The organism is Arenibacter catalasegens (assembly GCF_002909235.1).
Taxonomy (GTDB): domain Bacteria; phylum Bacteroidota; class Bacteroidia; order Flavobacteriales; family Flavobacteriaceae; genus Arenibacter; species Arenibacter catalasegens.
Genome location: NZ_PHQQ01000010.1, coordinates 129,477 through 154,280, shown reverse-complemented (window position 1 = coordinate 154,280; position 24,804 = coordinate 129,477). Strand labels below are relative to the sequence as shown.

The window sequence follows — 24,804 nt, the reverse complement described above, 5'->3', positions numbered from 1 at the left end:
AATCTAGACCCAAAATTTGACTATCTTTTTTAATGTAGAGGGGTCAGCATCCGACAGAACGGCAGATGCATTCTCTGACCATTTTTAACCCCAGGTAGAGGGGTCAGCTTGCTCTAGCGTATCCATTTAGGGCAAATGCACAATCATCTGAAATTACAACAGAATTTTTAACACAAATAGCGAATAATTTTAGCCTTTCGGAAATGCAAGCAAAAATGCAGGTTAAAAATTTTGAGTTTATAGAAAGACGAACGAATTATGTGAATAATTACACATACCTATACGGCGACAGATATGATGTAAAAAAAGAAGTTGGATACAGCTTTCTAAAAGTAACGGCAGAAAAAGAGAGTTCTAAACTATCAAAAATTGAATTGGAAGGTGATGAAACTGCATTTTCACGACTACAGTCTGAACTTCAAAAAAATGGAAAAAAAGGAAAAAGTTTTTTCGAGGAAAATAGTGTTAAAATCGTATATACCTTAAATAGTGTACATTTAATATTCGAGACTATAAATGAGAACAAAACCAATACTCAAAATGTTACACTAATTCCGTTTACATCAAATTTTAACCATTTTGATGGTTTAACATCCCTAACCTACAAAAACCGAAAAGGCCACCTAGAAAATACAAGAGTGACTAAATGGAGTGATTTTAAATATGATTACGTTAATGAAACATATGGTGCTAATTTAGAATATATCCGAATTAGTTTGGATAATAGGAACTATCATATAGACTACGAGTTTTACGAAGGAAATATTAGGGTTTCCTTTGTAGACAATGGCATCGTAAAATTCAGCTATTTTACTAATCAAAATGCAATAGTAGCTGGTCAGTTTATGTCAGAGAAGGAAGTTAACGGTAAATTCATAACTGACGAACTTAAAACACTACCCAGATTGGGGAATCTGACAGTTGAAAAGACAATATCCAATTTTATAAACGGAAATAAACTTATTCAAGTTGTTATAGAAAATGGTGTTTTAATTAAGCTGGACATATATAAACCAAATGGTGAAAAAGAACGAACATTGAAATTCCTGAATGGGAAAATAACTGAGTAAAAGTACAGGTGAACTCAAACATTTTTTTTACTAGTTCTAGACTACTTACGTAAATCTCCAAGGTTTTTCTAATCGGCTCTGGCTGGCTTGCGGTTCGAGTCCAGTACCTCAACGATTTTCGGTATTAATTCGACAAAATTGAGGATTATCAAAAAAGGTTCCGTAGTGGAAAAAATATGGTATTCTATTCGGAGTTTTTATAAATATAAGATATCAACTACAGCAACCTTTAAGGACTTACTATAGATCTTTCCCTTTGGCTTGGATATTTCCTCCTAATTGTCGAATTTACCAGATTCACAATTAATCCGACTTAAAAATTGAACCACAAAAAAACTACTGCATCAACTTATAGAGCCGAAATAACCATTGGACTAAACAAAGGTTATACAAATAGCATTTGGTCATTGGAAGAACTAAAAGCTAAACTTACCATTGCTCAGGAAAACCTTAAAACAAAAACAGTAACCTTACTAAGTGCCAAGGTAAGCCCATGTGATATTGTCTTTCTGGGGCAAAATGAAAAATCCGTAACAATTAGCTTTATAAATTACCCTAAATTCCCATTACCGTTTAAAGATTTTAAGGCAGGGGTTCTTTTTATTGGCGAAGAACTTTTAATAGAACTTAAACAAAATCGCATTGTTATAGTTTTTGCTGATGAGACTGTTATGTTTGAGATTGACGAAAAACTTGACGATTCTATTAAAATTTAATAACATCCGAAAAGTGTAATTACAAATGCAATATAGAGCCCGCACCTAGCCACAATGGGCAAGCGCAGCTCTCGAGTTAAACCAGTTCCTCTTACAACTATTGGGGTTGATACATTAAATTCTTGCATTCAATCAGCACAAAATAGCAACTCCAATTTTTGTGGTAAATGAAAATAATGAGGATTTAAAAAATGTAGTACAACGGTTAAAACCGGCTTTCATCGATTAAGAAAATACAAATCCTATTATTAGCTAACTTAGAAGGATAGTGTTAAATACTTGGTTGTAGTATTCCCCCCTCTTTACGCCAGCGAAAATTTTATAGAATTACAAGACCTCACATACATGTTAATGTGTTATAGTGAAGTCTTGGCTACTTCAATAGATAGTCCGAAGTTATTATAATATAAGATTGCAAAATATTTTAATGAAACCAAAAAATTATAAAAGTCAGTCGAAAGCAACTGAACAAATTTAAGTGGAGTACGGAAAACCGCAAAGAAAATAAGAACTAATTCGAGAAATTTGAAACGCTGATAATCTGCTAAAAAGCATACTACTAGAATGGATATATAGATACAAGTTACTATATTCTTACGTTAGCAGCAAGATAAAACAAACCGAATGGCAATAGACTACGAGAAGCGATTACAGAATCTTAGTGCAAGAAGATTTGATAACGAATTGAACGAATCGATTTTGACAAAATCTTTCAGTTCGACCAGTATTCCTAAGAATGTAAAATACCTGATGGAATCAATGGTTAGAATTGATAAAAAATATAATGACAGAACTATTGAAGCCGCTAATAGAGTTCAAAAACATTTAGAAAATGGTTATGACTTACATTTTTCAAGAGCATACAGAACTCAAGGTTCGGTAACTACTTCGACAAACATAAAAGTTCATAGTGATTTTGATTTACTCACAATTATCGATAGATATCATTTTCCAGGAATAGGAGTTCCAAACGACAATCCTTACACTGCTTCAAAGCCAAATTCAGATATTAAAAGTCTTAGGAGTCAATCTGAAAAAATAATGGAGGATATTTATGATGAAGTCGATAAAACAGGCGAAAAGAACATTTCTATTTTTAACAAATCTCTAAATAGAAAAGTTGATATTGTATTTTGCTTTTGGTACAACTCAAAAAAATATGAGGAAACTTTTAGCGAATATTATAGAGGAATATACTTGTTTGATTTCACAAAAGGCGAGAAGATTTTGGACTACCCCTTTGCACATATTAGTCAAGTTAATACAAAGGGAGACAACACAAATGATGGTTCAAGAAAAGGAATTAGGCTTTTAAAAACCCTAAAAGCTGATTCAGATATAGACATAAGCAGTTTTCATTTAACAACAATAGTTCACTCAATTAGTGATAACGAATTATATTATCATAGAGGCAAGGAGATAAACATAGCTAAAGCAATGAGTAACCAACTAGAGAAATTAATTAGTAACGGAGAATACCGTAGAAGTATTGAGAGTCCGAATAGAACTGAAAAACCTCTAAAAGACGATACTGTTAACGGAATGAAAAAAATAAAGGCAGATTTAGATGAGTTGATTGCAGATGTTCACAAAGAACTTTATTTAGGCTATTTTGAAAAAGGAGAATTAATATATTCATAATGAGAAAAAAAAGAATTTTTATTGGTTCCTCATCAGAAGAACTTGGTCTTGCAAATGCTGCTAAGGCAATACTTGAAAGAGATTTTGAAGTAACAATTTGGAATGATAGTGTTTGGGATACTTCCGTATTCAAGATAAATAATAACTTCTTAAATGATTTGCTTAGAGCATCCTTGCAATTCGACTTTGGTTTGTTAATTGGAACAACTGATGATGAAGTTAAGTATCGAGGAGATTCCGTAATGCAACCTAGAGATAACGTATTGTTTGAGTTAGGTCTTTTTATAGGCCGTTTAGGTTTATCTAAATGTGCTTTTGTAATAGATAAGGAATTAAAAGTCTTTTCAGATATCACAGGTATTTCACTAGCTCGATTTGAAAAGTCAGATACACCAAGCTTTGTTTCGGCTATCAGCCAAGTAAGTGAACTTTTCAGAAATCAAATTGACTCAGACATTAATTTCTTTCCATCCTCAACACTAGCTTCCGGCTACTTTGAAAATTTATTGTTACCAACCTGTAAATATTTGATAGAAAATGATGGATTTGAAGTCGACGGAGTAAAATATAAAGACTGTAAAATTCAAATTATTATACCCAATAGATTAAATCCAGACGCTAATCTTCAGTTTGAACAGCTAAAAAGAGGATTTAACTCTAAAAATGTCTCGTTTCATTATGCAGGTCGACCTAGATTTATAAGTATGGAAACAGAAATTAAAGATGACAAATTAGTTTTTATTGATTTCCCAACTACGTTATCAGGCATAAACTATGCTATTTCAAACCTCTTGCCAAATGATTTTAATTCAATGAGTTCTGATTATGAAGCTATAATAAGCAGAGAAATAGAAAGATTCATATACACCATCAAACAATTAGCGTTAAGAAATAGTTTTGATACGTTAATTGAAATAAAAAGAGAACAATAAATCCAGCTTCTAACAAAGATGTATAAAAAATAGGTGAAACAGTTACAGGTAACGATATATAAAAATAATTGCTCAATTTTGGACTTAATCAAAGGTGGTTGCAAGTTTACTACCTCTGATTTTCCTGAGGAAATTCCTCGCACGTATAACCGCTATTTCTTAACAATGTTACCAAAATATGTGACATGTATTTATCAATAAAAATTAAATTATGAAAAATATATTTATGCTTGGATTGCTTTTATTAATTGTTTCAAATTTGCAAGCACAGTGTGAAGACTATCAAAGTGCAATGTCTGATGTCTTGTCTTATGCAGATGATTGTTCTAGCTATGTCAAAAAAGCTTATAACGCAAACAATTTGGAAGACGCTCAATATTATGCTAAAATAGCTATGAATAGTGCTGATGATGCAATGAGTTCTGCAAGTGATGCCCAAAGTTATGCTTCAGATTGTGATTGTGATGATGGGGAAAATTATGCCAGCAATGCTCGATCAAATGCCGATGACGCCTATTCTTATGCTAAAAAAGCCTACAATGCAGACAAATTAGAAGATGCTCAATATTACGCAAAAAAAGCAAAAAGCAGTGCAGAAGACTGTGAGGGTGAAGCATCCTCAGGTGAATATGAATGTGATTAGATGATACGAACAGAAAACAATGCCACCTGTTAAAGATAAAAGTTCAAGAGGACAATTATCTGGACATTAAGGCTGCCATTTTTAGTGGAAAACCACGATTTAGAGGGGTATAAAATAATACTAATTCCCTATTTTTATCAAAAAAGTGGTTTCTATTTAGATGTCATTTGACACCAATTAGAAAATTAATAAATGATTCCAAATAACATAACAAAAGAACATTTAGTTAGAGCAATTGAAGAAATTGATAAAGATGGAATTAGAAAAGGAAGGCATTCTTCAACTTATGACATTGCCTATAATGGGAAGAACTATCCTCCCAAATTGGTAATCTCAATTGCCAATAGACACGCTAATGGCAAAGAACTAGAAGCCAAAGATTTTGTAGGGGGTAAAGGAACCGATGCTTTCGATTTATTGGAAAAAGAGGGGTTTGAAATCATTCAAAAGAAAGACCCCATACAATCGATAATTGAGAAATATAAAAAGCACATTGCTTTAACACAATTAAAAAATGAAGTGTATAAATGGGAAGCTATTAAAGAATTTCAAGGCCGACCTTTTACGAATGCCGTCGATTTTGGAGAGGAGATTAAAGCGGTTGATCATAAGAATTTGGTCTATGCCATGAGCAAAGCTGTCTTAAAACAACTCGCAAAGGAAAAGCCGGAGGAATTAAGGAATATTTTCAAGTTTTTATTTAATGATAATTTGGAATTAAGGGAACGTGTGATATACTTTAACAAGGAAACACTGAAATTGTATAGGGGACTGGGAGAAACACTTTCACACCATCAGGATGAGCGATCAATTGCAGCATATTTGACGTATTATAACCCCATAAAATATACCTTTTACAAATCTTCTTTTTATAAAAAATATTGCAAACTTATTGGAGTTAAAGAGGCAAAAAAGAACGAAAAATATGTTCATTACCTTTCCCTAGTTGATGATTTTATTAAAGAGTATATAGAATCTGACAGCTCGTTAATCGAACAAGTTAAAGCATTAATTCCAGAATATTACAACGGTACTAATCATAAACTTTTGGCCCAAGACATTCTTTATCAAATCCTGGATAAAGAGCCTGATTTAAACTATTGGATTTTTCAAGGAAATCCTAAGATGTTTGATTTTGAAACCGCCTTAAGAGGGGGGATTTTGACTGATTGGACTGTAAGCGCACACAAAAATAAAATTAAAATTGGAGACAAAGTAATTCTTTGGATTACTGGCAATAAAGCAGGATGCTATGCACTTGCAGAGGTAACTTCTGAACCCTATAAAAAAACTAATTCCCCAGATAATCATTTATGGAAAGAGGAAGATAAAAGTGAACTTAAAGCCGATATTAAAATTACACATAATTTAGCCCAAACTCCTATTCTATTTGAGAAAATAAGTGATGTTGAAGAATTAAAGGAATTTAATGTTGGTAACCAAGGAACAAATTTTAGTGCAACACAAGAGGAATATGAGAAATTCATTGAAATGACTAATAATATCGGGAAAAATGAATCCAAAAAAATTGAAGATATGAACCTCCCATTAAATACAATTTTATATGGTCCTCCAGGAACTGGTAAAACATACAATACCATCAACAAAGCCTTAGAATTATGTGGAGAGGATCTAACCGAATTAAGTCGAACTGCTATAAAAGAACGTTTTGAACAGAAAGTTGATAAAGGTCGAATCGTTTTTACAACTTTCCACCAAAGCATGTCCTATGAAGATTTTGTGGAGGGCATTAAGCCAATTGAACCGGAAAAAGAAGGTGATCCAGTAGTATATAGAGTTGAGGAGGGTATTTTTAGAAAGCTATGTAATGTAGCTTCTTTTTCAATAGCCAAAGAAGGAGAATCTGTTACTACGGGAAAAGTACTAAACTTCTCTTTAGCCTTCGACAATTTTGTAGAACAGATTGAAGAAAAATTGACTTTGGAAGAACCCATTGAGTTGCCAACCAAGAATGGTGGAAAGGTTCTCGTGGATGGGATATCTCAACAAGGCAATATTATCATTAAACATCCAGGGAAGGACAATACTTATCCTGCTTCCAAACAAAGACTTTCGCAGTTGCATACCGCTTTCCCAGATTTATCGGAATTAAATAACATAGACCAACAATTTCGGTCTATCATAGGAGGTAGTAATTCAACCGTCAATTGGGCTGTTTTGAATGCAATCCGAAATTATAATACTATTCCTGTCAACATTAATCAGGCTGATCGAAAATATTCACCAGAGAACATAAAGGGAGTTGTCGAAGCGCTAAAAAAAGATGATTATAAAGACAAAAAAGGTGAACCCTTTGTTCTTATTATTGATGAGATTAATCGCGGGAATGTTTCTCAGATTTTTGGGGAATTAATAACGCTGATCGAGGAAGATAAACGTCTGGGAAGAGCTGAAGCCATACAGGTACAATTACCATATAGCAAAAAATGGTTTGGAGTACCGCCAAACGTTCACATCATTGGCACTATGAATACGGCGGACAGGAGTGTTGAAGCATTGGATACTGCCCTTAGAAGAAGGTTTAGTTTTATAGAAATGCCGCCATTACCTGAATTGATTAAAACCCATGGTAAGGCACAAAATGGACTTATAACAGGAATTGATATCTCTCAATTATTGAAAACCATCAACAACCGTATAGAAAAGCTTTTGGACAAAGACCATATGATAGGTCATAGTTATTTCTTATCTATTGAGGATTTAAATGAATTAAAAGCGGTATTCCAGAATAAAATAATTCCATTGCTACAAGAATATTTCTTCGGCGATTATGGCAAAATAGGATTGATCCTAGGGGCAGGATTTTTTGATATCGAAGACAACCAAGTGGAGGAGGATTTCTTTGCTCCTTTTGAAGACTATGATAGCAGTCCATTGTTAGAGCGCAAAGTATATCATCTTAAAAATACATTAACCATGAATGATAAAGACTTTTTAGCCGCAATACAATCACTGTCTAGAAAGAACAAATAATTGAAGAAAGGCTCACGACATATCACCGTTTTTGAACACGAAAGTATTCATACTAACAAGGGTACACAAAAACTTACCAAAAGTCAACTTGAAACCTTACAATTTTTTTACGGGGAAAAAGGTGTGCCATATTATTCGCTTGTTCACCAGGGAGTGCGGTTCAATGAATATGTAGGGGTATTACAGGTAGGGAAAACGGTTATTGAGGTTTTGCCAAAAGCGGACAAATCAAATGATAGTGCGGCATGGAGGAGTATCCTAATTTCAATGCTACATGCCGTGGGTATTTTTGATATTCACGCACCAAGCAAGAGTAATTTAAACTTAAGAGCCAATTCAATACTCGACTTGTACTTTGAGCTTTTTATAAAAGAAGTGGAATTCTTGCTTCATAAAGGATTGGTAAAGAAATATCGAAAGATTGAAGGCAATAGAACTGCACTAAAGGGAAGCATTCAATTCGCGAGGCATATCAGTCAAAATCTAGTGCACCAAGAAAGGTTTTACGTTAAGTATACCACCTACGACAAGGATCATATTATCCATGCCATTCTATACAAAGCATTGAAGTTGTTGAGCTACATAAATACAGATACACAGCTTAATAGTCGTTTAGGGGTACTTTTATTGGACTTTCCTGTGCTAAATGATATAAAAATCACAGAATTCCTTTTTCAAAAAATAACCTTGGATCGAAAAACGGAACCGTATAAGAACGCATTGGAAATTGCAAGGCTGATCTTGCTGAACTTCCACCCGGATGTCAATCGTGGGGAAAATAGTGTTCTAGCTTTAATGTTTGATATGAATGTGCTTTGGGAACAGTTTGTTTATATAAGCCTAAGAAAGTATAAAACAAAAACTACTACAATAGCTGCACAAAATATTAAGAATTTTTGGAAGCCTACTTCAGGCTATCATTCTAAAATTAAACCTGATCTAGTCCTAAACAAAGGAACTGAGGATTGTGTGGTTCTTGATACTAAATGGAAAAATCTCAATGGTTATAATCCCTCTCCTGATGATTTGAGACAAATGTTTGTTTATATGAAATATTATGGAGCCAAAAAGGTAGCCTTAGTATACCCGGGATCTGAAAACCATAATAAATCAGGTCTATTTTTTGATCATAGTACAGCTGATTCAAAGAAGTTAAGTAAAGAAGAATGTAGCGTCATTTCCATTGGTGTTGAAAAGGACATCAAATTATGGCAAAAGGTTATTAACGATTTTGTTGGAGAGTGGATGTAGATAATTTTTAAATTAATATTCCTCGGATTAAAGAATCACGACCGTTCGTAAATATGATCCGCTCGGTAAAAATTTTAATAAAATCTATCATCTGATACCCTTTCAAATAAGAATGAGGAATTTGACTATTGAAGATGCTGCATTAGTTTGCTCAAATTGTCATCGAATGTTACATAAATGAAAATCCATGTAATCAATTATCCTTAATACTTTTGGAAAAGTCTACTACGATTTAACAACAAAATAGTAAGCCAACCGTTATATCCCGCAAAGCCCATGATAGAAAAAATTAGAACATTAATTGACGATAACACCACCAAGAGTGGGAAAATATTTGATTATTTCATTCAGTTTCTAATTCTTATCTCTTTAATCTCTTTCTCGATAGAGACACTCCCCAATAACAGCCCACAAACAATTAATATTCTCAACATAATTGAAATAAGCTGTGTGGCGATATTTTCTGCCGAATATTTGTTGCGCATTTTTGTTGCCAAAAACCCGCTTAAATACATTTTTAGTTTTTATGGGATAATTGATTTACTAGCCATTTTACCATTTTATCTGAGGGCTGCTATTGATCTTAGGGCACTACGAGCTTTTCGTGTTTTTAGAATATTTCGAGCCTTGAAACTGATTCGATACAATAAGGCATTAAAACGCTTTCACATTGCAGCAGGTATTGTAAAAGAAGAAATAGTCCTGTTCTTTATTGTTACGTCGATATTAATATTCTTATCGGCCTCAGGGATATATTTCCTCGAAAACGAAGAGCAACCTGAAGTTTTCAGTTCAATATTTCATAGCCTTTGGTGGTCGGTCGTAACACTTACTACTGTGGGATATGGTGATGTATTACCCATAACTACGGGCGGAAGAATATTCACATTCTTTGTTCTAATAATTGGGATAGGAATAGTAACTGTTCCTGCAGGACTTGTTGCTACTGCACTCACAAAAGCTAGACAATTAGAGGAGGAAGAAAGACAAGATAAAATTGAATAGGTGCAACATGGTCTTTTCTTCATTTTTACAAGTATTTAATTTAAGAGTCGGCATCAAAGAATAGCTGAGAATCATTGAGAGTAATTTGAAAAGAAATGGGATTAAGATATCAGAAAAGGGTAAATTTAGGAAATGGGTATGGTCTCAATTTTGGCAAATCTGGAATATCTTCAAGTTACAGAACAAAATACGGGTCTGTTGGGTCGAGAGGATTTTCCATCAGAACTGGAATTCCTGGACTTTCATTTAGAAGTAGTTTTGGAAAATCCAAAAAAGGTAATGGAGCGATTGTTATTTTAATGATTTTATTATTTATAGGAGCAGCAATTATTGCTGCAGTGGTCTTATGGAATGTTGTTTTATTCCTAATTTGGCTGGCTGAAGAAACATATAAATTTGTTATAAGAAAACGAAGAAAATATAAACTCAATAATGAAATTAAGTTGAATAATGGCTCTAGCAGTGTGTCATTTATTAATTTTTCCCAAATTAATTTCCCAGCCGAATATCAAAAATCAAACTTATTAATAGAGGATATTTTGGTTAAAAATGGCTCAAAAATTAAGCAAGGTGACGCATTAGCAATTTTCGGTTTTGGAGAAAATCAAGCGACGCTGACTTCTGACGAAAATGGAAAAATAACATTCTATAAAACCCCAGGAGAAAAACTTAAAATAGGAGAATACATTTATAAAATTGAGAAATCAAAACTACAACAATCGTAGTTGCTTTTACCTAAGCCTAAAATTTCAGATATTTTTTTGATATTGTAGGCTATGGCCAGTAGATGTATTGTCTTGTTGGCCTGTACCTAGCCCAATGTGATGATTTTTCTTAGCCCTATGAATTGGGTAAGGGACCCAAAGACGGGTTCCACCATACTCTGCCGTTTGCCCGCCCTGCGAATTGTTTACCTTTTGGTATTCCTCCCGGTAATAGGTGATTGAAGAGTAGCCCAAACATTTATTCCTAATCAGATAATACATACAAACTTGCTTTTGAGAACGGTATTCCTTTTTCTTGTTATTGGTATGGTAATCATTGAACTCTTTGGTGCAAGGGTATGGCCACAGTACACTCTAAGTTGATAGATGGTATGTGCTCTTGTGGTGACACTATGGTGTGTTTTTATGTACTGTTTACTAAAGAGTGTCATTTTACTTTGGGTCACTCCTATTCTAACTGAGTTTAAGGGTAAATTCTTAATTAACTAAAAAAACACCACTCAACGGTTATAATCGACCTTTATCGATAAAACAAAATCCAAAACCAATATTTACTAACTTAGAAGGTTAGTAGCAAATACATGGTTGTAGTACTCCCCCCTCTTTACACCAGCGAAAATTTTACAGCATTAATAGGATATACTTATAATATACTAAAATTCATTATTTAAGCGTTTAGTTAACCCCCTTGGCTAACTTAAAAAATAGTATTTGCATGTTATTTTGTCTAAAAGTTAGCTTCAACAGAAAATGACTAATATGGCAGAATGCACAAATTGCGGAGATTACACCAAATTTGATGGAGGACTTTGCTACTCTTGTTACAAAAAAGATGATTCATCTAAAGTTGTTAATGTAGTAGTAAAAGCACTTGAGAAAAAGGCAGAGAACAAATTAGAAGCGAATAAAAAAACAGAAGAAAATCCTTGGATATCTGGGGTAATTAAAGGGCGAATAGCGGAAACGATAGTTGAACAATTATTTCAATCACTTGGTTTTCAAGTGTTTAGCTACGGAATGGAAAATTCTATTCCAGGAATAAAGGAACTTCTCAAAGGAGTTCGTGGAGACGTTTCTAAAAACATTCGACAAATGCCTGATTTTGTAGTATTCAAAGACAAGCAAGCCCATTTTCTAGAAGTAAAATATAGGGCCAATGGAGAACTAAAATTAAAGGATATTGAACAATATGGGGATTATCCATTTGAAAACGCACTATTTGTGCTAGTCACAAAAAAACATATAAAATGCATTTCATATAAAGAGTTAAGTGAAGGCAAAGAAATCACATCAACTTGTCATAATTATTTGGGTAAGCGCAAGGAATTTGAGACAGATAAAGAAACTATTATTGAATATTGCAAGTATGCTATAAAGTTCTTCGAAACAGTTTAAAGGAGAAAGACAATAGCTAAATTAAGTCTATTGCGGAAACCCGCAATAAAATAAACAAAATGAAAAGTATTTTTAGGCATTTAAAACCTGCCAAAAAAAAATGGAGTTAATACAAAATAGTCCTTATAGAATGACAAGCATTCTCTAACGACACCAGATTGAACTTCAAAAATTAAAATTTAAGTCAGCTTCACAAGCCAAAAATTAAATATTAATAACCAAATAATGATTAACCAATATGAGTAATTCAAATTCAAAACAATGGAGTTCTGCAACGCCAGGCTACATCATTTTTCTTGTAGACCAATCGGGTTCTATGGCTGAATCTTATGCTGAAGGAAAGGATAGGTCGGAATTTACGGCTTTGGTAATAAATCGCACCATAAACGAACTCATTAACACAAATATGGACGGTGAAAAAGTAAAAGACCGTGTCTTTATTTCTATGATTGGATATGGTGGTAGTAGTGCCCTTGCAGTTGATGATATTAGGTCTGACTATTTGAGTTCATTTGCAGACAGTCCATTGCGAATGGAGCAATTAAAAAAGAAAGTTTCTGATGGTGCTGGAGGGTTAATAGAAATAGATGAGCAAATGCCAATATTTATAGAACCTACTGCGAATGGGTTGACCCCAATGGCTGATGCTCTTTCTTTTGCTAAAGAATTAATTGAAGGTTGGCTTCAAAAAAAGCCCGACAATCCGGCTCCAATTATTATAAACATTTCTGATGGCTTACCATATACAGGGGCTTCAATAGACGAAGCAATGAACAAAGCTATTTCTGTTTCTAAGCAAATTATGAACATTAATTCTGCGGATGGAAACCCATTAATATTTAACTCTCATATCGGCGATGAAGGTGCTGCAAAATGTGGTTTTGAAGAATCAGAAAGTGAACTATCTGACGATCAAGCCAAATTCTTATTCAAAATATCAAGTAAGGTTCCCGAATCATACAAACAAGCTGCAGTAAAACAAGATTTTAAAGTTAAGGCCGAGTCCAGAGGTTTTGTTTCAAACGCTGACCCCGAAATGTTCATCAAGTTTATCAATTTTGGTTCTTCTGGTGGTGCAGACAAAATCGCATAATCTTTAAATTGACTTAAATGCAGGTATCAATTAAAGGATATATCACATCAAAAAAATCAGAATTGTTTTATGATTGTGCCGATAGATTTTCTTATGACAAATCGCAAAACAAATTCGCCATTTCTGACGGTGTATCCAAATCATTTTTCCCAAAGATTTGGGCAGATGTTCTAGTTAATAAATGGGTAGGTGAAATATGGAATACAGATGAAGAATTCATTAAAGAGTGTCAAAAAGATTGGTTACAGCAGGTCACTGAAATAGTTTATAAACCTGACGCAAAATGGTTCACAACAAACGCTTTCAATAGAAAAGAATCTGGATTGGCAACTTTTGTTGGCTTATGTTTCTATAAAAAGAAAAAGGATTGGTTTTGGAAGGCAAATGCGTTAGGCGACAGTTTTTTGTTTTTCGTGCCGGAAAAAGTTCGAAATTTTTCAAAGCAGTGCATTGTTTTATCGTCCAAAAAAGAACCCATTATTTTTGACAATTTCCCAGATTATTTAAGCAGCATTGGCAACATTCATAAAGGAAAAAAACGTTTTAAAGAAAATCCGTTGAATCCCGGCACATTCTATTTAATGACGGATGCCCTTGCAGAATGGTTTTTGAACGAAAAGGAAAATGCCATAGGCAAAATTAGTGTATGGCAAAACCAAAAGGATTTTGAGCGCTTCGTTGATGAAGAAAGACTCAATGAGAAACTTGGAAATGACGATTCAGCCATACTTATAATTCAAATAGTAGATGATAAGAAAGAGAATCTTAATTATGTTTCTGAAGATGTTTCAAATATTAATATACTTATCGAAGTTCAGCAAAAGGTAATTGAAGCGGCTGAAATTGCTAAAAAGGAAGAATTAGATCTAAAAGAAGAAAACTCCAATTCGGAAACAATTGTAGAAGAAAAGAATCAGGAAGGAATTATAGAAAATCAGCCCGCTGATGAGTTAGAAAAACCCAAAGACGGATTATTTACACGAATCTTAGGAAAAAAAGAAAGTAAACAACCCATTAAAACAGAAGAACCTCCAATTGATGAAAAAGAGGAAGTAACAGAGGAAAATCAGAAAGAAAAAGAATCGTTATCACAAGACGGGGAAAATAATAGCGAGCTTAAGAAACCGGAAAGTAATCAAATACAAGAGAGTGAGCCGAACAGGAATGAAAATTCTGAATCCAAAGAAATAATACTAAATAAATCTTCCCAAAACATTACTGATAAATTTTAACTATGTCAAATTATCCTTCCAGAACAGATATTGTTACCGCAATGCGAAATCCACAGGTTAGCTTTAAAGCTAATGAAATAAAGGGCGGTTCAGTTATTCAAAATGGCTCTAGGATAATTCAATATTCAGGTGGTTACACAACTGTTTTCCCATTCAATAAAACAAAAGGAGATAAAGTAGCTGTTCGCCTATGGATAGCAGATATAGGGGATGCAAAAAAACGTTCGCTCGAAATTTCCAATTATTTGGAAAAATTGAATAACGCGTATTTTGCAGGCTTTAAATATATTGATGATGCAGTATTGGTAAATGGCACTTTGCATCCCATTGTTCTCATGGATTGGGTGGATGGCCTAACTTTAAAAGAATATATCAACTCCAATATTGCTAATTCGTCTAAAATTATTGGTTTGGCTGAAAAATTCAGAGAAATGACAACATATTTTCATAACGTGAACATTGCTCACGGAGATTTACAGCATGGAAATATTTTGGTGAAAAGTGATGGTTCGCTTGTCGCAATTGATTATGACTCAATGTACATTGAACCATTAAATGGAATGACCGACACCATAAAAGGTTTACCAGGTTATCAACATCCGTCCAGACATGGCAATCAATTTGTAAATTCAAGACTGGACTACTTCTCTGAACTTGTAATATATCTTTCCCTTATAATTTATGCAGATACCCCAAAATTATGGGATGACTATTATGAAACGGAAGATTTGCTTTTTTCAAAGGATGACTTTTCAGACCCCTACAATTCCAAACTAATTTCTGGTCATTTAAAATCAACCAATGCCACAATTTCTGAACTAACAGAAAGAATGATGGAGGAACTAAAAGCAACTGACATTACACAATTAAGACCTTTGGAAGAACTATTAGTAAATAGACGGGAAACAGCCAAAGAGAATATTTTTGATAAGTGGAAAAATCAACCCAATCCAGCTGTAATGAAGCAAGCAACAAAACCTAATAAAAACAACATTACAAATAAATTTTAATGGTAAAAGCTTACTTCGAAAATATTCATCTTCAAATTATTAATCATATTGAAAATGCACAATCTGATATAAAAATTTGTGTTGCTTGGTTTACAGACTATGAGATTTACTCAAAATTGGTTGACAAGCTCAAGGAAGGATTAAACATTGAAGTGATTGTTGCAAATCATAAGTTTAATAAAAAATCAAGAGTTGATTTCATTGAGTTGTTGAAGTATAACGGAAAAGTTGGTTATATAGGTAATCTTGACGATAGTTCCAGAGATAGTTTAATGCACAATAAATTCTGCATCATAGATAATAATATTGTAATTACGGGTTCGTACAATTGGTCCTTTAAAGCCAGGACTAACGATGAGAATATTCTAATCATAAAAAATGATAGCTCATTAACAGAGCAATTTGAGAACAAATTTTTTGATTTAAAACCACAATTTGGATTTGCAATGAAAAACAACGAGGTAGCATTGTTGCCCATTGAAACTATAATGGCCAAATGGGACAAGAAATCCAAAAGTAAAATGCCATCACAGAACACTTCAAGTATTTTAGATAAATTTTAATATATGGCTAATAAGCAGGACATATTAACAGCAATAAAAAATCTAGATCTTTTCTTAAAAGTTCCTGCCTTAAAGGGTGCAAAGGCCAGAATTAATAAAAATGGAAACCCATTTGTATACGTAGGTGGTTTTAATATGGTGTTTCAATTAACCCATAAATCAAAAAAATGGGCGTTTCGTGTTTGGCACGTTCCAATGGGCGAAAATGAAGAACGATATTTAAAAATATCAAAATACCTAACTTCTAAAAAACTACCCTATTTCGCAGAGTTTATATATGACGAAAAAGGAATTCTTATAAATGGAGAATTGGTTGACACGATAAGAATGGAATGGTTAGATGGCATGCTTTTCAAAGAATACATTGAAAAGAATCTTGGAAATTCATCATTATTAGTTTCGCTAGCCGACAATTTTTTAAAAATGTGTCAGGAAATGCGAGAAAACAAAATTTCTCATGGTGACCTTCAGGAAGGAAATATATTAATAGATAGCAATGGAGACATTAAATTAGTAGATTATGATTCCATCTGCATTCCTGAAATTGAAGACCAAAAGGAGCTAGTCACTGGACTTAAAGGTTATCAGCATCCTTCACGTTTTAAAGGTGGAAAAGCTTCGCTAAAGGCGGATTATTTTTCAGAATTGGTTATATATCTATCAATTCTGGCCTTGGCTGAAAAACCAGAACTTTGGGATAAGTATCAAATCAAAGACACGCAATATTTGTTATTTTCAGAAACCGATTTCGAAGATCTGGAAAATTCAGATATTTATAGGGACCTATATGGCCATTCTATAAAACTGGACAAGCTTCTTTCCATATTAGTGGACTATTTAAAAACTAACCTCTACACAGAATTAAAACCATTCCCCCTTTATTTAGAACCTCCAGTGGTTAAACTGTTTAAAAGTGATAGAGAAGTGCTGATTCAAGGTGGTGAGATTAATCTTGAATGGGAGGTTGATAATGCCCTAAAAGTCTCTATAAATAATGGGGTTAATGAAGTTGACCACAAGGGAAATATTACTCTAAAACCTCAAAATAATGGAGAATACGTCCTTACTGCAATTGGATTCAATGAAAATGTTGTTAAGAGGCTAGAGATAAAAGTTTTTCCAACTCCCATTATAGAAAGTATCCAAGTACCAATGCCTTTATTTGAAAAAACAACCAATTTAGAAGTTAGTCTTCCCGGATTTCCCAATCTAGAATTGGGTATAAATAATATTTCAAATAGTCTTAATGTAAATTTAAATAGTAGCATTCACAGCTCTGTTGAGCAGATCAAATTCAACACGCTGGATGAGAACTTCAGTAGACTAAATAAAAAAAATATTGGTTTGAAAAAGATTTTTAAAGCCATAAATAACACTAAAATCATTTCCAAAATATTTAACAACCAATCTAATGAAAAGAATTAACAGATTTTTTTGGTGGTGTGCGGGAGCCAACATCGAAATTTTACAAAAATGTCCTACTGATCACGCAAAATATTTTGGTGTTGGCGGAACAATTGTGTTTACAGCACTAATGGCTAGTTTTGCAGGAGGTTATGCCTTTTTTACAGCATTCAAATCCGTAATTCCATCGTTGTTTTTTGGAGCATTTTGGGGGTTATTAATATTTAATTTGGATAGATATATTGTTGCAACAATTAAAGATGATGGTACTTCAAAAATTACACGAGATGAATGGAAGGTTGCTACTCCTAGGTTATTAATGGCAATCCTTTTGGGCTTTGTAATATCTACCCCCTTAGAGTTAAAAATATTTGAAACAGAAATTCAAACAATTGTGGAAAGATTAAAAATTGAAGAGGGTGAGATCTTAAAAAATGGTGATAAATCCGCAAATGATGAACTGACAGAAAAGAAAACGGCAAAATCCAAATTAGAAAATGAAGAAATTCAATTAACTAATAGCAAAAAACAACTAACAGAAAATGCAGGTGCATATTATGAGGATAGGAGAAATGAATTAAAAATCGACTCTAAACAAAAGGAATCTGAACTAAATTCCATCCAAAGTAAAGTAAATACGTTGCATAGTAATTATATAAGGGCTATAAATGACTCATTACCTTTAGCTAACATTAATAACCTTAAGTCCGCTAGAAATGTTCAAATAGGTGTTAGAAACAATCTAAGAGACGAAAAAAGCAAAATCGATGACCAAATAATTGAGTTAACTGAAAATCGCGGAGAAGCCATTAAAAATGAACGTGAAAAAATTGATGACTTATTAACTGCTAAAAGAAGTGAGATCGATGCCTTAACAATACAGATAAAGGAATTAGAAGTTGCTAAAAAAATTAAAGACATAAATATTGATAATAAAACTGAAAATTATGATGGATTTGCTGCTCATTTAGAAGCAATGAATAGATTAACGTCCGAAAAACCTACAATTTTTTGGGCTAAATGGTTGATTACTCTTCTGTTTATATTTATTGAAATTGCTCCTGTATTGTTTAAGTTAATGACAGAATCGGGACCATATGATGAAATGATTGCTCGTGTAAAACATGAGTCAATGGTAATAGAAAAACAGAAAATTTCCGACATAAATGACCATATAAATACCTCTATAAAAATTTCTACTGACAAAAATCAAAATAGACTAGATGCAGAAATAGCAGGGAACAAAGCTTTGCTAAACAAAATTGCATTAGCCCAGGCCGAAATTGCTGAACTAGCTATTGAAAAATGGAAAGAAGAAGAAATTAATAAACTGAATATCGGTGTTAACCATATAATAAACGGTAACGGACAGGAAAAAATTGAACCATTGGTAAAATCGGTATCAAATGTTTAGTTTAATAAAAATAGCATTATCAATTTTATTGTTTCTGTGTCTATTGGATATGCCTTACGGGTTTTATCAGTTAGTGCGTTTTGTTGCCCTAATTGGCTTTGGAATTTTAGCTTATGACGCCCATAAGAAAAACGACAAAACCTTTTTAGTTATTTATATAGTATTAGCCCTACTCTTCCAACCTTTCTTCAAAATAGCACTAGGTAGAGAAATCTGGAACATGGTAGATGTTATTGTAGGGATAGGTTTGTTAATTTCTATGTTTACGAACAATCAAAAAATTAAAAGATGATGGATTGTAAAGAGCTTAGTAAAAAATTACACGATATGTATTTTAATGCACCAAAAGGCGAAATGGTTGCCATGATACATCTTTTTGGGATTAAATATGCCAAAGAAATAACTGCGAATAAATTTTCTAAAAAAGAAATAGCCATAGAAGCAGGTATCCCAGTAGCTTATCAAGTTGAAATTAATAAAGGCGTAAAATTGGCTCACTATGTAACTGTAAAGCCGAATTTTTAGAATTAAAACTAACCGTATAGTAACTTTTGAACCTGTACAGGAATGGGTATATTTACCCTTATCCAAAAAAACACAATGGCAATAAAAAAATCAGAATTATATAGCTCATTATGGGCTAGTTGTGATGAATTACGAGGCGGAATGGATGCCAGTCAATATAAAGACTACGTATTGGTAATGCTCTTCCTAAAATACATTAGCGACAAATGGGCCGGTCAGCCTTATGCACCAATAACAATCCCAAACGGTGCAAGCTTCAAGGATATGGTAGCCTTAAAAGGTTCAACCGATATCGGTGACCAGATTAACAAAAAAATTGTGGGGCCAATTGCCGAGGCCAACAAGTTGGCCGATATGCCAGATTTTAATGACGTTTCAAAATTAGGCAGTGGCAAGGAAATGGTCGACAGGTTAACCAACCTTATTGCCATTTTTGAAAAACCAGAACTAGACTTTAGCAAAAACAAAGCAGAAGGGGATGATATTTTAGGGGATGCTTACGAATATCTGATGCGACATTTTGCTACCGAAAGCGGAAAAAGTAAAGGCCAATTTTATACACCAGCCGAAGTAAGCCGAATAATGGCTAAAATTATAGGTATAAATGATTCTGAAACAACATCGGACACAACCGTATATGATCCGGCTTGTGGGTCGGGTTCATTACTTTTAAAGGTGAGTGGCGAGGCAAAAGGCAAAGTTACCTTATACGGACAAGAAAAGGATGCTGCAACTTCTGGCTTGGCTCGTATGAATATGATTCTACACGACTATCCAACGGCTGAGATAAAACAAGGTAACACTTTGGCAAATCCCTTGTTTTTAAACAAGGAAAATAATCTTAAAACCTTCGATTTCGTAGTTGCCAATCCACCATTTAGCGATAAACGATGGAGCAACGGACTAAACTTACCAGAGGACAATCCTTATAACCGTTTTCAAGATTATGGGATCCCTCCCTCAAAGAATGGAGACTACGCTTTTTTACTACACATTGTACGCTCTTTAAAACGTCACGGCAAAGGCGCAGTTATTTTGCCTCACGGCGTATTGTTCAGAGGAAATGCAGAAGCAGAGATACGAACTAACCTTATTAAAAAAGGATACATAAAAGGCATTATAGGCTTACCTGCCAACTTATTTTACGGTACGGGCATACCTGCTTGTATTATTCTTATTGAGAAAGAAAATGCCCAAAACCGAAAAGGTATTTTTATGGTAGATGCTGGTAAAGGATTTATTAAAGATGGTAATAAAAACAGATTACGAGAACAAGATATTCATAGAATCGCAGATGTCTTTAACCAACAAGAGCACATTCCTGGCTTTAGTAAAATGATATCTATAAACGATATTGAAACTAATGAATACAATTTAAATATACCAAGGTATATAGAAAGCCAAGAAACGGAAGACTTACAAGATATAGAAGCCCATTTAAAAGGTGGTATACCCAATGTAGATATAGATGCTTTACAGAATTTCTGGAACGTCTACCCTAATGTAAAAGGAGCTCTTTTTCAACAAACGGACAGACCTAAGTATTCTAATTTAAAGGTTGATAACGCGGAAATTAAAAACACCATTTTTGAACACCCAGAGTTTGTGGCATTTAGCGCCCAAATGGACAACATTTTTACTACTTGGAAAGTAAAAACAACGACCTCATTAAAAGCACTGACTACCGGCTTTAACCCTAAGGAATTAATGCACGGGATATCTGAAGATTTATTGGCGCAATACAGCGATAAGCCTCTAATAGATAAATATGATATGTACCAACACCTTATGACTTATTGGTTTGATGTTATGCAAGATGATGCCTACATCATTACCCAAGACGGTTGGAAAGCCGAAACCTACAGAATTATTGTAGAAAGTGGCAAAAACAAAAAGAAGGTTGACAAAGGTTGGGATTGCGATTTAGTGCCCAAAGAATTGGTAATAAATAGCTATTTCAAAAAAGAGAAAAAAGCATTAGAAATACTGCTACAAGAAAAAGAAACCATTGCTAGTTCATTGACTGAACTAGAAGAAGAACAAAGTGGTGAAGATGGCGTTTTTACAGAATTTGAAAAAGTAAACAAAGCCACCATATCTGCGCGTATAAAAGAATTAAAAGCTGACCAAAAAAGTAGTGTCAGTTCGAGCGCAGTCGAGAACAAAACGGAAATTGAAGACGAACTAAGAACCCTAAACAATTACATAGCGCTACTAACCAAACAAACGGATACCAATAAAAAAATAAAAGAAGTTGAAGTTGCCTTAGACGATAAGCTGTATTCCAAATACCCAACATTGACCGAAGCAGAAATAAAAACATTGGTAGTAGATAATAAATGGATGCAAACCATAGAAAGTACCATAAAAGATGAAATAGACCATATTAGCCAACGCCTAACGAACCGTGTAAAGGAACTGGCAGAACGCTATGCCAAACCATTACCTTTAATTGATGCCGAAGTAGAAAATTTGGAGAGTAAGGTGAATGCTCATCTTGAAAAAATGGGATTTGTATGGAATTAAAACAGGGTTATAAAAATACTGATTTAGGATTTATTCCAGTCGATTGGGAATGTGTATATATGGGTGATGTAGGCAAAACAATAATTGGTCTTACCTATTCTCCCAAAGATGTTAGTGATTATGGCACTTTAGTGCTGAGGTCTTCAAACGTTCAGCAAAATCAATTAAAGTATCAAAATAATGTCTTTGTTGATATGGATTTACCTCAAAGAGTTATTGTAAGGGAGGATGATATTCTAATTTGTGTTCGTAATGGTAGTAAACACCTTATTGGTAAATGTGCATTAATTGACAAGAAAGCTGTAGGGTTTGCTTTTGGTGCTTTTATGTCTATATATAGAAGTGATTTCTCTAAATATATTTTTCATTCATTTCAAAGTAGTATTATTCAAAAGCAGATTGATGAAACAATGGGGGCTACAATCAATCAATTAACAAACAAAAATTTAGCCGAATTTAAAATACCTCTTCCTCCACTTACAGAACAAAAAGCTATTACACAAGTATTAAGCGATACCGATAATTTAATACAAGCCCTAGAACAAATACTCACTAAAAAAAGAGCCCTAAAACAAGGCGCTATGCAAAAGTTGTTGACGCCTAAAAAGGATTGGGAGGTTAAGAAGTTGGGAGAGGTTTTAATATTTGGCAGTGGTAAAGATTATAAACATTTAAAATCAGGAAGTATTCCTGTATATGGCACTGGTGGTGTAATGACTTTTGTAAATGATTATTTATTCGAAGGAGAATCTGTTGGTATTGGGAGAAAAGGAACTATTGACAAACCCATTTTCTTGAATGGGAAGTTCTGGACAGTTGACACTTTATTTTTTACACATTCTTTTATAAATTCAGATCCAAAATATATCTATTATCAATGCTTACTAATTAACTGGAAGGATTACAACGAAGCATCAGGAGTTCCTAGTTTAAGTAAAAATACACTTGAACAAATAGAAATTCGACTTCCTTCTTTGAACGAACAAACCCAAATCGCCACCATCCTTTCCGATATGGATTCAGAAATAGCTCAATTAGAGCGAAAACTATCTAAATATAAATTGGTGAAACAAGGGCTAATGCAAGAGTTGTTAACTGGTAGAATTAGACTCATTTAAACGAAAGATTCAATGATTTTAAAAGACCTTTTACAACCTAACTTAGATATTGTTTTTTGTGGTACTGCTGCAGGTGAAGTGTCGGCACAAAAACAAGCGTATTATGCTGGACCAGGAAATCAATTTTACCCCGTTCTGTATAAGTCAGGGCTTACTCCAAAACTATTGTATCCTAATGAGTACAGAGAATTACTTTCATATAACATTGGGCTTACAGATTTAGTCAAGCTTACCAGCGGTAATGACAATGTACTTAACAAAAGTGATTATGATGCTGGAAGTTTTGTTAAAAAGATATTGAAATACCAACCTAAGTTAGTTTGCTTTAATGGCAAAAAAGCCGCGGCAGAATATATGGGCTCGAAAACCAAATACATTGACTATGGGTTAATGACCGGTACTATTGGAGAAAGTAAGCTGTACTGTGCTCCTTCGACTTCAGGGAGTGCTAGGAAGTTTTGGGAAGAACAATATTGGTTTGATTTAAGGAAAATATTAAAAGAATGAGTGACGAGATAATTGCAAGTTTCATTGGTGCTGGAGCTACAATAATAGCAGGTGTTATAGTTTATATTCTCTCAAGAAATTACTACAAGCACACTAAGAAAATTGAACAGGATAGAATGATGAAAGAACTCTTCACAGAATTCAATCAGCGCTACGATAGAATAAATAATAAAATTGATAAAATATCAAAGTTGTCTTCTGATAGGTGGAAAAAGTTAAAACCCAAAAAAAAGGAAAGATACAAAGGGGTGATAATTGACTTTTTTAATATTTGCGCAGAAGAATATCATTGGCATTCAGAGGGTAGAATTAATGGCAAAATTTGGGCAAGCTGGTGTAAAGGAATGAACGACATTTTTAACAAAAGTGAAGTCATTCAAGATATTTGGGAGAAGGAATGTGAAAATGAAGGCTATAGGTCGTATTACATTTCTAAGAAAAACGAAATTTTTAAGAAGGGTTAATGCAGAAGTTGTTAACTAATGGAATCAGGTTGGTTTAATATGGAAGCAATAAAAGCATTTGAAATATCATTCTCACCCGACTGGTACGGGTCTGGTTACTACGTCTATGTTCTTAAAGTGGTACACAACGAAAAAGGGACATTCTATTATATAGGGCAAACTGGTGACCGCCATTTTAGCGCTGCTCGCTCTCCTTTTTATAGATTAATGGCTCATTTTAACCCATATAACAGTAAAGCCACAGATGCTCAATTAAGAAATGGTTTGATTGCTCATGGTTTAATCGAAGAGCCTACCAAAGATAAGAAAACTAGAGTCTGTATGGAAGAAGCAATTTCTAGTGGGGCATTACAAATAAGCTCCGTTTTTTATAAAATTTTAGAATTTAATGGTGAAAACCACAAACAAAACAGAAAGCATGTGGAAGCCGTTGAAACAGCATTGATAAATCTATTTGATAAAAAAAATCTATTCAATAATTTGGAGAAAATTGGGCATCATACTGTAATAATTAATCAAGATCATCATTCATTAGCAAGACAAATTTATTATAATGTTACACAACAAGAATAGTGT

Annotated in this window: 24 protein-coding genes; all 24 read left to right on the top strand. The window is 33.6% G+C overall.

The window, feature by feature from the left end; all coding sequences use genetic code 11:
* The first annotated feature begins 203 nt into the window (after nucleotides 1–203).
* The 24 genes from CWD90_RS10240 to CWD90_RS10120 all read left to right on the top strand — a co-directional run bounded on the left by CWD90_RS10240 (nucleotide 204) and on the right by CWD90_RS10120 (nucleotide 24,801).
* A complete protein-coding gene (locus tag CWD90_RS10240; protein WP_103475860.1) occupies nucleotides 204–1,070 on the top strand; it encodes a hypothetical protein in 867 nt (288 codons plus the stop codon).
* Nucleotides 1,071–1,390: 320 nt separating this feature from the next.
* Complete coding sequence (locus CWD90_RS10235; protein WP_103475859.1) at nucleotides 1,391–1,786, top strand: hypothetical protein; 396 nt, start codon at nucleotides 1,391–1,393, stop codon at nucleotides 1,784–1,786.
* A gap of 624 nt (nucleotides 1,787–2,410) precedes the next feature.
* On the top strand, nucleotides 2,411–3,427 hold the full coding sequence (locus tag CWD90_RS10230; RefSeq protein WP_103475858.1) for a hypothetical protein: 1,017 nt from the start codon (nucleotides 2,411–2,413) through the stop codon (nucleotides 3,425–3,427).
* On the top strand, nucleotides 3,427–4,359 hold the full coding sequence (gene cap12 / locus CWD90_RS10225) for a CBASS system CD-NTase-associated NAD(+) hydrolase Cap12 (protein ID WP_103475857.1): 933 nt from the start codon (nucleotides 3,427–3,429) through the stop codon (nucleotides 4,357–4,359). Before CWD90_RS10230 ends, cap12 begins: the two co-directional genes overlap by 1 nt.
* Nucleotides 4,360–4,570: 211 nt before the next feature.
* Complete coding sequence (locus CWD90_RS10220) at nucleotides 4,571–5,002, top strand: hypothetical protein (protein ID WP_103475856.1); 432 nt, start codon at nucleotides 4,571–4,573, stop codon at nucleotides 5,000–5,002.
* Between the two features lie 192 nt (nucleotides 5,003–5,194).
* On the top strand, nucleotides 5,195–7,996 hold the full coding sequence (locus CWD90_RS10215; RefSeq protein ID WP_103475855.1) for an McrB family protein: 2,802 nt from the start codon (nucleotides 5,195–5,197) through the stop codon (nucleotides 7,994–7,996).
* The gene (locus tag CWD90_RS10210; RefSeq protein ID WP_103475854.1) at nucleotides 7,997–9,247 is read left to right on the top strand and encodes an McrC family protein; all 1,251 of its coding nucleotides are present in this window, start codon (nucleotides 7,997–7,999) and stop codon (nucleotides 9,245–9,247) included.
* 34 nt (nucleotides 9,248–9,281) lie between these two features.
* The gene (locus CWD90_RS23705) at nucleotides 9,282–9,428 is read left to right on the top strand and encodes an HNH endonuclease (protein ID WP_103475868.1); all 147 of its coding nucleotides are present in this window, start codon (nucleotides 9,282–9,284) and stop codon (nucleotides 9,426–9,428) included.
* Between the two features lie 95 nt (nucleotides 9,429–9,523).
* Complete coding sequence (locus CWD90_RS10200) at nucleotides 9,524–10,252, top strand: ion transporter (protein WP_103475853.1); 729 nt, start codon at nucleotides 9,524–9,526, stop codon at nucleotides 10,250–10,252.
* 95 nt (nucleotides 10,253–10,347) lie between these two features.
* On the top strand, nucleotides 10,348–10,977 hold the full coding sequence (locus CWD90_RS10195; protein ID WP_103475852.1) for a DUF4236 domain-containing protein: 630 nt from the start codon (nucleotides 10,348–10,350) through the stop codon (nucleotides 10,975–10,977).
* A gap of 759 nt (nucleotides 10,978–11,736) precedes the next feature.
* Nucleotides 11,737–12,372, top strand: coding sequence for a hypothetical protein (locus CWD90_RS10185; protein ID WP_103475867.1), 636 nt, complete (start codon nucleotides 11,737–11,739; stop codon nucleotides 12,370–12,372).
* A gap of 238 nt (nucleotides 12,373–12,610) precedes the next feature.
* On the top strand, nucleotides 12,611–13,465 hold the full coding sequence (locus tag CWD90_RS10180; protein WP_103475850.1) for a vWA domain-containing protein: 855 nt from the start codon (nucleotides 12,611–12,613) through the stop codon (nucleotides 13,463–13,465).
* 17 nt (nucleotides 13,466–13,482) lie between these two features.
* Nucleotides 13,483–14,697, top strand: a complete 1,215-nt coding sequence (locus tag CWD90_RS10175; protein WP_103475849.1) for a hypothetical protein — start codon at nucleotides 13,483–13,485, stop codon at nucleotides 14,695–14,697.
* Between the two features lie 2 nt (nucleotides 14,698–14,699).
* Nucleotides 14,700–15,707, top strand: coding sequence for a protein kinase family protein (locus CWD90_RS10170; RefSeq protein WP_103475848.1), 1,008 nt, complete (start codon nucleotides 14,700–14,702; stop codon nucleotides 15,705–15,707).
* A complete protein-coding gene (locus CWD90_RS10165; protein WP_103475847.1) occupies nucleotides 15,707–16,270 on the top strand; it encodes a phospholipase D-like domain-containing protein in 564 nt (187 codons plus the stop codon). Before CWD90_RS10170 ends, CWD90_RS10165 begins: the two co-directional genes overlap by 1 nt.
* 3 nt (nucleotides 16,271–16,273) lie before the next feature.
* On the top strand, nucleotides 16,274–17,695 hold the full coding sequence (locus CWD90_RS10160; protein ID WP_103475846.1) for a protein kinase domain-containing protein: 1,422 nt from the start codon (nucleotides 16,274–16,276) through the stop codon (nucleotides 17,693–17,695).
* Nucleotides 17,682–19,088 (top strand): DUF4407 domain-containing protein, encoded by a 1,407-nt coding sequence (locus CWD90_RS10155; RefSeq protein ID WP_103475845.1) that lies wholly within the window; start codon nucleotides 17,682–17,684, stop codon nucleotides 19,086–19,088. The genes CWD90_RS10160 and CWD90_RS10155 overlap by 14 nt, the downstream gene beginning before the upstream one ends.
* Nucleotides 19,081–19,380 (top strand): DUF6804 family protein, encoded by a 300-nt coding sequence (locus tag CWD90_RS10150; protein ID WP_103475844.1) that lies wholly within the window; start codon nucleotides 19,081–19,083, stop codon nucleotides 19,378–19,380. Before CWD90_RS10155 ends, CWD90_RS10150 begins: the two co-directional genes overlap by 8 nt.
* Nucleotides 19,377–19,613 (top strand): HTH-like domain-containing protein, encoded by a 237-nt coding sequence (locus tag CWD90_RS10145; RefSeq protein WP_205161229.1) that lies wholly within the window; start codon nucleotides 19,377–19,379, stop codon nucleotides 19,611–19,613. The genes CWD90_RS10150 and CWD90_RS10145 overlap by 4 nt, the downstream gene beginning before the upstream one ends.
* Nucleotides 19,614–19,688: 75 nt before the next feature.
* Nucleotides 19,689–22,139 carry a type I restriction-modification system subunit M gene (locus CWD90_RS10140; RefSeq protein ID WP_103475865.1) on the top strand — a complete coding sequence of 817 codons (2,451 nt, stop codon included), beginning with the start codon at nucleotides 19,689–19,691 and terminating at the stop codon, nucleotides 22,137–22,139.
* Nucleotides 22,130–23,257 carry a restriction endonuclease subunit S gene (locus CWD90_RS23260; protein WP_205161228.1) on the top strand — a complete coding sequence of 376 codons (1,128 nt, stop codon included), beginning with the start codon at nucleotides 22,130–22,132 and terminating at the stop codon, nucleotides 23,255–23,257. The genes CWD90_RS10140 and CWD90_RS23260 overlap by 10 nt, the downstream gene beginning before the upstream one ends.
* A 12-nt stretch (nucleotides 23,258–23,269) precedes the next feature.
* Nucleotides 23,270–23,764, top strand: a complete 495-nt coding sequence (locus CWD90_RS10130; protein ID WP_103475843.1) for a mismatch-specific DNA-glycosylase — start codon at nucleotides 23,270–23,272, stop codon at nucleotides 23,762–23,764.
* Nucleotides 23,761–24,228 carry a hypothetical protein gene (locus CWD90_RS10125; RefSeq protein WP_103475842.1) on the top strand — a complete coding sequence of 156 codons (468 nt, stop codon included), beginning with the start codon at nucleotides 23,761–23,763 and terminating at the stop codon, nucleotides 24,226–24,228. The genes CWD90_RS10130 and CWD90_RS10125 overlap by 4 nt, the downstream gene beginning before the upstream one ends.
* A gap of 39 nt (nucleotides 24,229–24,267) precedes the next feature.
* The gene (locus CWD90_RS10120) at nucleotides 24,268–24,801 is read left to right on the top strand and encodes a hypothetical protein (protein ID WP_192878010.1); all 534 of its coding nucleotides are present in this window, start codon (nucleotides 24,268–24,270) and stop codon (nucleotides 24,799–24,801) included.
* Nucleotides 24,802–24,804 lie beyond the last annotated feature (3 nt).